The organism is Kitasatospora sp. NPDC001159 (assembly GCF_053598235.1).
The window spans coordinates 13,781-26,701 of the sequence record NZ_JBSFJV010000066.1 but is presented as its reverse complement, the minus strand read 5'-3'; the positions used below and the strand labels follow the sequence as shown (position 1 = coordinate 26,701).

12 protein-coding genes are annotated in these 12,921 nt (G+C 71.5%); 7 read left to right on the top strand and 5 right to left on the bottom strand.

Annotation, left to right across the window (positions count from 1 at the left end; all coding sequences use genetic code 11):
* Positions 1–50: 50 nt before the first annotated feature.
* A complete protein-coding gene (locus ACWC9T_RS28265) occupies positions 51–290 on the top strand; it encodes a chaplin (protein WP_449823873.1) in 240 nt (79 codons plus the stop codon).
* A 139-nt stretch (positions 291–429) separates the two neighbouring features.
* On the top strand, positions 430–2,061 hold the full coding sequence (locus ACWC9T_RS28260) for an AMP-binding protein (protein WP_449823872.1): 1,632 nt from the start codon (positions 430–432) through the stop codon (positions 2,059–2,061).
* 160 nt (positions 2,062–2,221) lie between these two features.
* On the opposite strand, the gene ACWC9T_RS28255 is transcribed toward ACWC9T_RS28260, so the two are convergent.
* The 3 genes from ACWC9T_RS28255 to ACWC9T_RS28245 form a co-directional block, all read right to left on the bottom strand.
* Entirely contained in the window at positions 2,222–2,623 is a 402-nt protein-coding gene (locus tag ACWC9T_RS28255) for a YccF domain-containing protein (RefSeq protein ID WP_449823871.1), read from the bottom strand.
* Between the two features lie 99 nt (positions 2,624–2,722).
* Positions 2,723–3,346 carry a hypothetical protein gene (locus ACWC9T_RS28250; protein ID WP_449823870.1) on the bottom strand — a complete coding sequence of 208 codons (624 nt, stop codon included), beginning with the start codon at positions 3,344–3,346 and terminating at the stop codon, positions 2,723–2,725.
* A gap of 113 nt (positions 3,347–3,459) precedes the next feature.
* Positions 3,460–4,506 (bottom strand): YncE family protein, encoded by a 1,047-nt coding sequence (locus ACWC9T_RS28245; protein ID WP_449823869.1) that lies wholly within the window; start codon positions 4,504–4,506, stop codon positions 3,460–3,462.
* Between the two features lie 143 nt (positions 4,507–4,649).
* Between ACWC9T_RS28245 and ACWC9T_RS28240 the strand changes: the two genes are divergently transcribed.
* The 5 genes from ACWC9T_RS28240 (at position 4,650) to ACWC9T_RS28220 (ending at position 11,060) form a co-directional block, all read left to right on the top strand.
* On the top strand, positions 4,650–5,546 hold the full coding sequence (locus ACWC9T_RS28240; protein WP_449823868.1) for a LysR family transcriptional regulator: 897 nt from the start codon (positions 4,650–4,652) through the stop codon (positions 5,544–5,546).
* Positions 5,547–5,744: 198 nt separating this feature from the next.
* Complete coding sequence (locus ACWC9T_RS28235) at positions 5,745–6,200, top strand: DUF6153 family protein (RefSeq protein ID WP_449823867.1); 456 nt, start codon at positions 5,745–5,747, stop codon at positions 6,198–6,200.
* Positions 6,201–6,307: 107 nt separating this feature from the next.
* Positions 6,308–7,948 (top strand): multicopper oxidase family protein, encoded by a 1,641-nt coding sequence (locus ACWC9T_RS28230; protein WP_449823866.1) that lies wholly within the window; start codon positions 6,308–6,310, stop codon positions 7,946–7,948.
* Positions 7,949–8,158: 210 nt separating this feature from the next.
* Positions 8,159–10,153, top strand: a complete 1,995-nt coding sequence (locus ACWC9T_RS28225) for an amino acid transporter (RefSeq protein WP_449823865.1) — start codon at positions 8,159–8,161, stop codon at positions 10,151–10,153.
* Positions 10,154–10,298: 145 nt separating this feature from the next.
* A complete protein-coding gene (locus ACWC9T_RS28220) occupies positions 10,299–11,060 on the top strand; it encodes a methyltransferase domain-containing protein (RefSeq protein WP_449823864.1) in 762 nt (253 codons plus the stop codon).
* Between the two features lie 171 nt (positions 11,061–11,231).
* Here the strand turns inward: ACWC9T_RS28220 and ACWC9T_RS28215 are convergent, their stop codons facing one another.
* Both ACWC9T_RS28215 and ACWC9T_RS28210 read right to left on the bottom strand, forming a co-directional pair.
* The gene (locus tag ACWC9T_RS28215; RefSeq protein WP_449823863.1) at positions 11,232–11,738 is read right to left on the bottom strand and encodes a transglycosylase family protein; all 507 of its coding nucleotides are present in this window, start codon (positions 11,736–11,738) and stop codon (positions 11,232–11,234) included.
* A 358-nt stretch (positions 11,739–12,096) separates the two neighbouring features.
* On the bottom strand, positions 12,097–12,765 hold the full coding sequence (locus tag ACWC9T_RS28210) for an ArsR/SmtB family transcription factor (RefSeq protein ID WP_449823862.1): 669 nt from the start codon (positions 12,763–12,765) through the stop codon (positions 12,097–12,099).
* Between the last annotated feature and the right edge of the window lie 156 nt (positions 12,766–12,921).

Below are 12,921 nucleotides of genomic sequence, written 5' to 3'. Positions count from 1 at the left end.
CGCGTGTGATCGTCACACGGACTTTCGCCACCCTCACAAGGAGTGACGCAATGCGTATTCGCACCACCCTCGCCGCCACCGCGCTCGCCGCTGTCGCCGTCCTGGCCGGTGCCGGCACCGCCGCCGCCGGCGATGCGACCGCGACCGGCCAGGCCATCGGCTCGCCCGGTTTCTTCTCCGGCAACCTGATCCAGTTCCCGATCAACTTCGAGTCCAACGTCTGCGGCAACACTTTCAGCCCGAGCGGGATCTTCAACCCGGCCGTCGGGACCTTCTGCTTCAACGGGTGACAGCAGCGCCGGGGCCGTCCGTCGAACCCGACGGGCGGCCCCGGCGCCGTGTCCGCACCCCCGTTCGGGGGTGGCGGTGCCGGCCCGGGACCGGCGACCATGGTCCCCGTCCCGCACCGCCGCACCCAGGAGCCAGCCCGTGCCGACCACGCCCGCCCCGCGCAGCTACGCCTCCGGCACCTCCGACGTCCCGCTGCTCGGCGACACCATCGGGGAGAACCTCGACCGCGCGGTGCGCGCCTTCCCCGAGCGTGACGCCCTGGTCGACCGCCCCACCGCCCGTCGCTGGACGTACGCCCAACTCTCCGCCGACGTCGACGCGTTGGCGCTCGGCCTGCTGGAGCTCGGGATCGCCAAGGGTGACCGGGTCGGCATCTGGGCCCCCAACTGCGCCGAGTGGACGCTCACCCAGTACGCCACCGCCAAGCTCGGCGCGATCCTGGTCACCGTCAACCCGGCTTACCGCTCGCACGAGTTGGAGTACGTGCTGAACCAGGCCGGGATCCGGCTGCTGGTCGCGGCCGAGCGCTTCAAGACCTCGGACTACGCCGCGTTGATCGAGGAAGTCCGGCCGCACTGCCGCGACTTGGAGCGGGTGGTGCTGCTCGGCAGCCCCGCCTGGGACGCGCTGCTGGCGGCCGGCCGGGAGGCCGACCCGGCCCTACTCGTTGAACGCCAAGCCGAGTTGGCCCCCGACGACCCGATCAACATCCAGTACACCTCGGGGACCACCGGCTTCCCCAAGGGTGCGACCCTCTCCCACCACAACATCCTCAACAACGGCTACTTCGTCGGCGAGCTGCTCAACTACACGGAGCAGGAGCGGATCTGCATCCCGGTGCCTTTCTACCACTGCTTCGGCATGGTGATGGGCAACCTCGCCGCCACCTCCCACGGCGCCTGCATGGTCATCCCGGCCCCCTCCTTCGAGCCCGGCGCCACCCTGGCCGCCGTCGCCGCCGAGCGCTGCACCTCCCTGTACGGCGTGCCGACCATGTTCATCGCCGAACTCGCCGACCCGGACTTCGCCAGCTACGACCTCAGCGGCCTGCGCACCGGCATCATGGCCGGCTCGCCCTGTCCGACCGAGGTGATGAAGGAGGTCATCGACCGGATGGGCATGGCCGAGGTCTCCATCTGCTACGGCATGACGGAAACCTCGCCGGTCTCCACCCAGACCCGCACCGACGACTCGGTCGAGCGCCGGGTCTCCACGGTCGGCCGGGTCGGCCCGCACCTGGAGGTCAAGGTGGTCGACCCGGCAACCGGCCGTACCGTCCCGCGCGGCGAACCCGGCGAACTGTGCACCCGCGGCTACTCCGTCATGCTCGGCTACTGGAACGAGCCCGAGCGCACCGCCGAGGCCGTCGACGCGGCCCGCTGGATGCACACCGGCGACCTCGCCGTGATGGACCGGGACGGCTACCTGGCGATCACCGGGCGGATCAAGGACATGGTGATCCGCGGTGGGGAGAACCTCTACCCGCGCGAGATCGAGGAGTTCCTCCACACCCACCCGGACATCCTCGACGTCCAGGTGATCGGCGTCCCCGACACCACGTACGGCGAGGAGCTGATGGCCTGGATCCGGATGCGGGAGGGCGCCGGGCCGCTCACCGCCGAGGCCGTGCGGGACTACTGCACCGGACGGCTCGCCCACTTCAAGATCCCGCGCTACGTGCACGTGGTCGAGGAGTTCCCGATGACCGTCACCGGTAAGATCCGCAAGGTCGAGATGCGCGAGATGGCCGTGCGCGTCCTCGGCCTCTGACGTCTGTAGTGCCCGAACGGCCACAGCATGAACCCGGCGGTCCGGAACGCGGCAGTGCCGAACGGAATCGCGTTCGGACGTTCAGCATGGAGCAGGTCAGTGCAAGCACCGACGGTCGACGAGGACTACTGCCCTCGTCGGCCACCGGTGTTCGCGGTGGCTAGTAGGTGCCCCACTCCTGGTCGGTGGAGACGATCTCGCGGCCGAGCGGCATCAGTGAGATCGGGATCATCTTGAGGTTGGCCCACCCGAAGGGGATCCCGATGATCGACAGGAACAGCGGGATGCTGGTGGCCAGGTGCGCGATGGCCAGCCACCATCCGGCGAAGACGAACCAGATCACGTTGCCGATGCAGGAAGCGGCCCCGGCGTCCCGGCGTTCGACGGTGGTCCGCCCGAACGGCCACAGTATGAAGCCGGCGATCCGGAACGACGCGATCCCGAACGGAATGGTCACGATCAGCACGCAGCAGATGATTCCGGCGATCGCGTAGCCAATCGCCATCCAAATGCCGCAGAAAAGCAGCCAGATGACATTGAGAACAAAGTTGATGGGCTTCATGCGCGTCACCCTCTCACGCTCGGCGGGCTCGTTGCCACGACCGTGCCATGCCCGCTGACGAGCGTGTCCACCCCCTGGGGGGCCATTTCTCAGGGTAAGTCAGTGGGCGTCGCGGCAGGTGCCGGTCGGGGTGCAGAGGGCGATCGAGAGGGGCTTGCCGGTCGGGGGGATCCGGTAGTGGTATTCGGCGAAGGTGACGAGATTGCCGCCGCCGAGGTCGCGGGCACCGAGGTCGATGGTGCGGCGGTGGACGGGGCTGACGATGTGGCCGGTGTCGCCGGAGACCGTGATGTCGTCCACCTGGCCGCGGTAGGCCGTGAAGGCGTAGGCGTCCACGCCTGCCGTGGTGTCGGTCGGCATGGGGGTGCGCGGGATGAGGTCCTCGATGGCGGTGAACCAGATGGTCGTGGGCGCCTCGCCGTTGTGGTTGACGATGGCGTAGCAGACGTCGAAGTTGTCCACCAGCCAGAACGCCATCGCCCGGTACCGGCCGTCGGTGTCGAGGACCACCAGGGTCGGCAGTGTCGGTTTCGGGCACTGGGGTGGTGTGTTGAGCGAGCCGACGAGGTCCACGATCCACTGCGCGGACGGCGGGGCTGGTTCGGGGAGAAGGACCGGGTGGCGGATCGGGCCGGGGGTGGGGATCGGTTCGCACGCGGCGGCCGCAGCCAGGGCCGTTACCAGCGCTGCCGTCGAACAGAGTGCACCGAAGCTGCGTTTCATCGTGTCTCCCCCGGAACGACGGGTGGGACTCAGGATGCGCCCCGACTCGGGTGGCGGCAAGACTCCGGGCGCGGGCCGCGCCCGGAGTCCGATGGTGTGTCAGGCCGCGGGTGTCAGGCCGAACGGGGGAGGTAGGCGAGGCCGTGGGCACCGGGTTCGGCGAGTTTGGGGAGGGTGAGGCGGGAGACGGGGGTGAGGGTGTCGAGGTCGATGATGTCGACGGTGGAGGATACGACGCTGGAGACGTAGGCGAGGCGGCCGTCGGGGGAGGAGGCGATGGTGAGGGGGAAGAGGCCGATCTCGACGGAGCCGAGGTGCCGGTGGGTGTCGGCGGAGAAGACGGTGAGGCGGCCGGGCGCCTGGTGGCCGAGGGGGGAGGTCGGGTCGGGGACGGAGCGGATCTCGCCGGCCAGGAGCTTTCCGGTGGCGGTCAGATGGACCGGGAGCACGGCGTTCTCGGTCGGGAGGGTGGCGATCACCGTCGCTGAACGGGCGTCGATGACGCGGATGCCGGGGGTGGAGTCGGGCTTCCCGGCGAAGCCGAGGTAGGGGGCGGCGACGTAGGCGAGGGTGCCGTCGGGGGCGACGGCGAGGCCCTCGCTGCCGGGGACCTCGACCTTGGCGGTCAGGACGCCGCGGTCGAGGTCCACGACGGAGACGAACGGGGCCTCCTTGTTGGTGGCGAAGCCGGTGCGGCCGTCCGGCGCGATGGCGAACCAGTGCGGGCCGGGGGCGTCGGTGTCGATCCGGCCGATCGGGCGGCGGGTCGCGGTGTCGATGACCACGACGCCGCCGGGGCGGTCCGCCGAGGCCTCGACGCTGACGTAGAGGCGGCGGCGGGCGGTGTCCAGGGCCAGGCCGTGCGGGCCGTGCTCGGGGGCGAGGTCGATCACCTCGACGATCCGGCGGGTGTCGGCGTCGATGACGGTCAGTTCGGTGCAGTGGCCGTCGTGGGCGTTGTAGTAGCCGGAGCGGTAGGCGGAGGTGCACCACAGTAGGCGCTGGGTCGGGTCGAAGCACAACTCGTGGGGCTGGGCAGTGACTTCGAGGGTGTCGAGGAGCCGGTCGGTGGCGGCGTCGAAGAAGGAGACGGTCGGTCCGCTCTGGCTGACGACGGCGAGGACGTCGCCGGCGAGGTGGGAACGGGGGTCGGTCGGCACGGGTGCTCCTTGAAAGGGTTTCCGAGGCGAAACGGGTTTCCGGGTGGACGGGTCCACTCTCGGCGGCCCGCTGCGGCTACACCATGCAAGGATTGGCACGGGATAGTTGCCTCAGGCGTAAAAGTGCAGTTCAGGAGCCCTGAATGGATCTCAACCTGCTGCGGGCCCTGGACGCCCTGCTTCAGGAGAACAGTGTGACCCGGGCCGCCGAGCGGCTCGGCACCTCGCCGGCGGCGGTGAGCCGGATGCTGGCCCGGCTACGCCGGGCGGTCGGCGACCCGCTGCTGGTGCGAGCCGGCCAGGGACTGGTGCCGACCCCGCGGGCGGTCGAACTCCGCGAGGAGGTCGGCGCGTTGCTGCGCGGCTGTGAGAACGTGCTGCGTCCCGGGGCCGGGTTCGATCCCGCACACCTGGAGCGGACCTTCACCGTGCAGACCAGCGACTTGGTGCTGGTCCGGGTGGCCGGTCCGCTGACCGAGCGGATCCACGCGGAGGCGCCGAAGGTCGACGTGCTGTTCCTGCCGGAGGCGTTGGAGGGCGGGCCGGCGCTGCGGCAGGGGCTGGTGGACGTCGAGGTGGGCGTCCTCGGACGGCTGGACCCGGAGATCCGCACCCGATCGCTGGTCAAGGCGCCGGTGGTGGGCGTGGCCCGCGGCGGGCATCCGCTGTTCGCGGGGCGGATCACCGCCCGGCGCTTCGCCGCCGCCGACCACATCGGCATCTCCCGGCGGGGCAAGAGGCTCGGGCCGATCGACGCCGCGCTGGCCGAGCGCGGGCTGCGGCGCCGGGTGGCGGTGGTGGTGCCCAGCCACACCAGCGCGATGCTGCTGGCCCGGGACAGCGACCTGGTCTCGCTCGGCCTGGCGGACTGGCTGCCGGGGACCCTCGACGCGCTGGGGCTGCGCACCTTCCCGATCCCGATCGAACTCGCCCCACTGGAGCTGGGGATGGCCTGGCACCCGCGCAACTCGGCTGACCCGGGCCATCGTTGGTTCCGGGAGCACCTGGCGGCCGCCGTCCGGCAGGTGCAGGGGGAATGAGAAGGGCGAGCGTGGCCGGGTCGTCGGCCGGGGCGGACGCTGAGGGGTCGAGGCCGCCTCGATTGAGCCGTAACATAGCAATGTGAAATTGCACCTGTTGAGAGGGTGAACGGGGTTGACCCCTGGCTCGATCCCCGGCCGCAGTGCGGGATACCCTGCGGGGGTACGCGGCAGTCGGAGGCGGTCGGGAGGCGAGCCATGGCGCAGCGGCGACCGCTCGGTCCGTCGGTCCCGTGGGTGCTGCGCCTGCTGCTCCTCGCCGCCCTGTTGCTGGGCATCGTGACGATGCACACGCTCGGCCACCCGGCCGGTGACCACGGCGGTCACGGTGGCCATGAGGGCCGGAGCGTATACGCGGTGGCGGCGCAACGGATGCCGGAGCACCACACGGGGGCAGGGGCAGTCCAGCGGGCGCAGACGCAGCCGCAGGCGACCGCCGACCCCGCTGCCGCCGACGGCATGGACCCGATGACGGTCTGTCTCGCCGTCCTGGCCGGCTGGACCCTTGTGCTGTTGGTCGCCGGCCCCCTGCTGCGCCGCAGCGGGGACGCCGCCGCCGAGGTGCGGGCCCATCTGCTGCGGGCCGTCCGCGCGCTGCCGCCGCCCGAAGGCGGGCGGATACTCCTCAACCGGCTGTCGGTGCTGCGCCAGTAGGCGCGCGCCCGCCGCTCCGTGCCCGCGCGCGCTCTTTCGCGCCCGCGTACGGAGCGGCCGACGCGACGTCCTGTACGCCCACACCACCGCACGAGGTGCACTCCGCCATGCGCACTCCCACCCGTCGTACCGTCCTCGGTGCCGCACTCGCCGCCGCCGGGAGCGGCCTGCTCGCCGCCTGTTCCTCCGGCTCGATGAGGGGCATGGACCACTCGTCCATGGACCACTCCTCGATGAACGGCGCCGGCACCCCGGCCGCCACACCCGTCGGCTTCGTCGCCCCGAACGGCCCCGAGGTCGCCGCGGCCGAGGCCAGGCGAAAGCCCGGGCCCGAGCGCAAGGTCGCGCTCACCGCCACCGAGACCACCCTCGACCTGGGCGGACGCACCGTCCGCAGCTGGGCGTACGGCGACCGCCTGCCCGGTCAGGAGGTGCGCGCCACCCTCGGCGAGACGCTCGCCGTCACCCTCGCCAACCACCTGCCGCAGTCCACCTCACTGCACTGGCACGGCCTCGCGCTGCGCAACGACATGGACGGCGTGCCGGGCGTGACCCAGGCCGAGATCAGGCCCGGCGCCTCCTTCGACCACCGCTTCGCGCTCTCCCGCCCGGGCACCTACTGGTTCCACCCGCACTCCGGCGTCCAGCAGGACCGCGGCCTGTACGCACCGCTGATCATCGAGGACCCGAAGGAGCCGCTGCGCTACGACCGGGAGTGGGTCGTCGTCCTGGACGACTGGGTGGACGGCGTCGACGGCAGCACCCCGGACGCCGTCCTCGCCGAACTCGCCAAGGGCATGGGAGGGATGGACCACTCCGACCACGACATGCCGGGGATGTCGGGAATGCCCGGCATGGACATGGGCAGCGCTCCCACCGGCACCCCTACCGGCTCCACCGGCTCCACCGGCTCCACCGGCCCCTCCCGGATGCTGATGGGCGCCCGGAGCCCGTTGCTCGGCGGCGACGCCGGCGACGTCGCCCACCCCTTCCACCTGGTCAACGGCCGCCTCGCGACCGCCCCCGAGACCTTCACCGCCAAGCCCGGCGACCGGATCCGGATCCGCCTGATCAACGCGGGCGGCGACACCGCCTACCGGGTCGCCCTCGGCGGCCACGAGCTGACCGTCACCCACACCGACGGCTTCCCGGTCGAACAGGCCACCACCCAGGCGCTGCTGCTCGGCATGGGCGAGCGCTACGACGTCCTGGTCACCGCCAAGGACGGCGCCTTCCCGCTCACCGCGCTCGCCGAGGGCAAGAACGCCACCGCCCTGGCCGTGCTGCGCACCGGCGGCGGCGTCGCGCCCGACGCCGCGGTGCGCCCCGCCGAACTGGACGGCCGGCTGCTCACCGCCGCGCAGCTCAAGGCCGACGCCGGCGTCCGACTGTCCGGCAAGGCGCCGGACCGGACGGTGAGGCTGGAGCTCACCGGCGGCATGGCGAAGGCCGACTGGGCGTTCAACGGCCGCACGTACGACCCGGCGCAGCGCTACCCGGTGGTGGCGGGGGAACGGGTACGCCTGGAGTTCCGCAACAGCACGAGCATGTGGCACCCCGTCCACCTGCACGGACACACCTTCGCGCTGGCCGGTGACGGCCCGCGTAAGGACACCGCGATCGTGCTGCCGGGCACGACCCTGGCGGTGGACTTCGACGCCGACAACCCGGGTCTGTGGATGGTGCACTGCCACAACGTCTACCACTCGGAGACCGGCATGATGACCGTCCTCGGTTACCAGGCGTAACCCCGGTCCAAGCTCTGAGACGCCGGGGTGGGGAAGACAGCCCCCGCCCCGGCACCCGGCCTGCCGTACCTCGCCAACCGCCCCCACCTGCGAAGCCATGACGTTTTCTTAACGCGGGCCGATGACACGTCCTTAGCGCCCGTCGCATAGCCTGGCGCACTGCCGTCGCCCGACGGCGCTTTTACGGGGTCTTTAAACAAGAGGTGCAAGTTGGTTTCGTCGGGTTCGACGGCGACGACGACGGAGGCTCCGTCGTCGGCGCGAATACGGCTCCGCAGCTGGCTGCTGGAGGACATCTCCGCTTCCAAGCCCGCCCCGGACACGGACAGTGACACGGAGACGGGGGACTCCGGGGCGCACGGCGCGCACGAGGGCCAGCGCTGGTGGCGCGTGATGTGCCTGACCGGCGTCGACTACTTCTCCACGCTGGGCTACCAGCCGGGCATCGCCGCGCTCGCGGCCGGTGTGCTGTCGCCGATCGCCACGATCGTGCTGGTGATCGTGACCCTGCTGGGCGCGCTGCCGGTCTACCGGCGGGTCGCCCAGGAGAGCCCGCACGGCGAGGGCTCCATCTCGATGCTGGAGCGGCTGCTGTCTTTCTGGAAGGGCAAGCTGTTCGTCCTCGCGCTGCTCGGCTTCGCGGCGACGGACTTCATCATCACCATCACGCTGTCCGCCGCCGACGCGAGCGCGCACCTGGTGGAGAACCCGCACCTGACCAGCGTCCTCGGCGGTAAGCAGGTGCTGATCACGCTGCTCCTGGTCGCGCTGCTCGGCGCGGTCTTCCTGAAGGGCTTCAGCGAGGCGATCGGCCTGGCCGTCGCACTCGTCGGGATCTATCTGGCGCTCAACGTGGTCGTGGTGGTGGTCGGCGTCTGGAAGATCATCCAGGCCCCGCACGTGGTCACCGACTGGACCGACGCGCTGACCACCCAGCACGGCAACCCGATCATGATGATCGGCGTGGCGCTGGTGCTCTTCCCCAAGCTTGCGCTGGGCATGTCCGGCTTCGAGACCGGCGTCGCCGTGATGCCGCACATCAAGGGCGACCCGACCGACACCGCGACCAACCCGGCGGGCCGGATCCGCGGCACCCGCAAGCTGCTCACCACCGCCGCCGTGATCATGAGCGCCTTCCTGATCGCCACCAGCTTCATCACCACGCTGCTCATCCCGGCCAAGGAGTTCGAGAACGGCGGTGAGGCCAACGGCCGAGCGCTGGCGTACCTGGCCCACGAGTACCTGGGTGGCACCTTCGGCAGCATCTACGACCTGTCCACCATCGTGATCCTCTGGTTCGCCGGAGCCTCCGCCATGGCGGGCATGCTCAACCTGCTGCCCCGCTACCTGCCGCGCTACGGCATGGCGCCGCACTGGGCCCGCGCGGTGCGCCCCATGGTGATCACCCTCACCCTCATCTCCTTCCTGATCACCTGGATCTTCGACGCCGACGTCGACGCCCAGGGCGGTGCCTATGCGACCGGTGTGCTGGTGCTGATGAGCTCGGCGGCCATCGCGGTGACCATCGCCGCGTACAAGAAGCGCGAGCGCGGCTGGACCGTCGCGTTCGGGGTCATCGCGGCGGTCTTCCTCTACACCACCGTGCTGAACTGCATGGAGCGTCCCGACGGTCTGAAGATCGGTGCCTGCTTCATCGCCGGCATCATCCTGGTCTCGTTGCTCTCCCGGCTGCGCCGCGCGTTCGAGCTGCGCGTCACCAACGTGGTGCTGGACGACGTGGCGGAACGATTCATCCGCGACTACGCCCACCGCCCGCTGCGGCTGATCGCCAACGAGCCGAGCAACCGCGACGTCGCCGAGTACCGCGACAAGATCCGCCAGATCCGCGCCGACAACGACATCCCCGGCGAGGACGACCTGGTCTTCGTCGAGGTCACCGTCCGCGACGCCTCCGACTTCGAGGCCGAGCTGACCGTGCACGGCGAGGTGCTGCACGGCCGCTACCGGGTGCTCACTCTGGAGAGCTCCAGCATCCCGAACGCGATCGCCGCGCTGGCGCTCACCGTCCGGGACCGCACCGGGCAGCAGCCGCACCTCTACTTCGAGTGGACCGAGGGCAACCCGTTCGCCCAGTTCCTGCGGTTCTTCCTGTTCGGTCAGGGTGAGGTCGCGCCGGTCACCCGCGAGGTGCTGCGCGAGGCGGAGCCGGACCGCACCAAGCGTCCACGCGTCCACGTCGGCTGACCCCCGCCCGCACCGCCACGGCCCGTCCGGTCTCCCACGACCGGGCGGGCCGTCGCCGTTCCCGTAGGTGCCTCTAGAGTGCGGTCGGACACCATTCGGTTGGACAAGCACAGCGCCGGACGACGCGAGAAAGGGCCGAGCCCGCATGAGTACCGCACCTGAGCACTACGACCGTCTCCTCGCCGCCCACTACACCTGGATGCTCGGCGGCGACATCCCCGCGCTCGCCGGGACACAGGCCGAACTGCTGGCCGGGCTGGGGGTCGCGCCCGCAGCCGGTTCCGGCACCGCCGTGGACCTCGGCGCCGGACCGGGCACCCAGACCCTGGCGCTGGCCGAGCTCGGCTTCGCGCCCGTCCTCGCGGTGGACACCAGCGCGCCGCTGCTGGAGGAGCTGACCGAGTCGGCGGCGAAGGCCGGGCACGCCGAGGCGGTCAGGACCGTACGGGCCGACCTGCGCGGCGTGCTGCCGGAGCACACCGAGTCGGGTTCGGTGGCGGCGGTGCTCTGCATGGGCGACACCCTCACCCACCTGCCGTCCCGCGCGGACGTCACGACGCTGCTGCGCGACGCCGCCGCGGCGCTCGCCCCGGGCGGGCGGCTGGTGCTCTCCTTCCGCGACCTCACCCGGCCGCTGGCCGGCACCGACCGCTTCCTGCCGGTGCGCTCCACCGCGGACCGGATCATGACCTGCTTCCTGGAGTACCCGGACGAGGACACCGCGCTGGTCCACGACCTGCTCCACACCCGCAGCGGGGACGGCTGGACCCAGCAGGTGAGCAGCTACCCGAAGCTGCGGCTGGCGGTCGGCTGGGTGGAGGGGCAGGTGCGCGCGGCCGGCCTGGAGATCGGCCACAGCGAGACCAACGCGCGGGGGCTGCACGTGCTGGCGGCGGTCCGGCCGTAGCGCCGTAGCGCGCGGAGTCCCGGCAGATCGCGAAGGTTCTTCTCCGGGCACCGATGAGTTCCCGGGAGCCCGCCGGTAGGCACCCGTGGAGCGCCGAGCCGACGGAGTATGGCCGCACGACGCCGCCCACGCAGGGAGGGGCGTGGGCGGCGGGCCGGTGGTCGGGCCGGGTCAGGACGGCAGACGCAGCACCAGGCCGGGCTGGATGAGGTCCGGGTCCTCGCCGACGACGGAGCGGTTGAGCTCGTAGAGGGCGGGCCAGCCGCCGGGGACGCCCAGGTCGGCGGCGAGCTGGTCCAGGGTGTCGCCCTCGCGGACGGTCCACTGGCCGTTCTCCGCGGACGCCGGAACGGACGACGGAGCGGGCGGCGGTAGGACGGTGTCGCGCTCATGGCCGCGGGGTGCCTCGTGGCCACGGGGTGCCTCGTGGCCGTGGGTGGCCTCGTGGCCGCGGCCGCCGGCGGCGCGGGCGCCGCAGACCGGCCAGGGGGAGAGGCCGCGGCGCGCGGCCAGGCGGCGGGCGACCGTGATCTGGTCCTCACGGCTGGCGAGGTCGGGGCGCGGGGCGAAAGCGAGGCCGCCGTTCGCGCGCCAGGTGGGCTGGTCGAACTGGAGGCCGCCGAAGTAGCCGTTGCCGGTGTTGACGTGCCAGTTGCCGTTGCTCTCGCAGTTCGCCACACGCTCCCAGTCGTACCCTCCGCCGTCCGACCTCCCACCGGGGTCGGTCCCGGTGCCCCGGCCTGGGGGTGCGGCGTGGGCCGGGGAAACAGCGAGGGCCACGGTGAGGGCGCAGAGCGCGGTGGGGACAAGGCTGCGAAGACGGGCGGTGGGAGGCATCGGCGGCTCTCAGGTCCGGGGACAGGGAGTGCGCCGCCCGGAGGCGGTGCTCTCCCACCGACGCACACCGGACGGGGCGTACCGGTGGCGACACGTCCGAGAGGTCACCCGCTCGGCCGCCCGGGACCACCCCGCCGGCCCCGCGGCCGTCCCCCTCTCGTCCTCTCGGTGGGCAGCGCGTCGGCGGCCAGCCGGACCGTTAGGTGAAAGCCCCCTCGGCGACGGGCAGTTCGGCCAGGCGCCACTCCAACATGCCGTCGTTGAGCCGGATCGCCCGCCGTCCGCGCGCGGCCAGCAGCCGGACGGCGTCGTACGCGAGCACGCAGTACTCGCCGCGGCAGTAGACGACCACCTCGGTGCCGGCGGGCAGCTCCTCCAGCCGGTCGGCGAGCTCGTCCACCGGGATGGAGCGCGCGCCGGGGATGTGCCCGGCCAGGTACTCCTCCAGGGGGCGGACGTCCAGCACGACGATCTCCCCGGCCTCGGCGCGGGCGCGCAGCTCCTCGTGGTCGACCTCGCGGGCGCCGTCCTCGCCGAGGTAGGCCGCCAGGGCGGGCGGCACGGCGGCCTGGTGGCGCTCGGCGACCTTGCGGAGCAGAGTGAGTAGCTGGCCGACGTCCTCGCCGGAGAGCCGGTAGTGGATCCGGACGCCCTCGCGGCGGGTGGCGACGAAACCGGCCTGCTTGAGCGTCTGCAGGTGGGCGGAGGCGGTGGTCAGGTTGAGCCCGGCGGCCTTGGCGAGCGCGTCCACGGTGCGCTCGCCCTGGGCGAGCAGGTCGAGCAGTTCCAGACGCTTTCCGCTGGCCAGGGCCTTCCCGCTGGCCGCGAACGCGTCGTACAGCCGCGCCTTCGCGCCGTTCTGGCTCATCGTTTCCTCCACGCGGTGCTCGGGGCCTTGATCCAAGGTTCCATGGAATATGGTAATGGGTTCGATCGGCGGGCATCCCCAGTGCTCAGAAGAGATCATCCATAAATCCATGGAATATTGCTATTGGGCCGTGTTGCTGCATCCGGGCGCAGACCG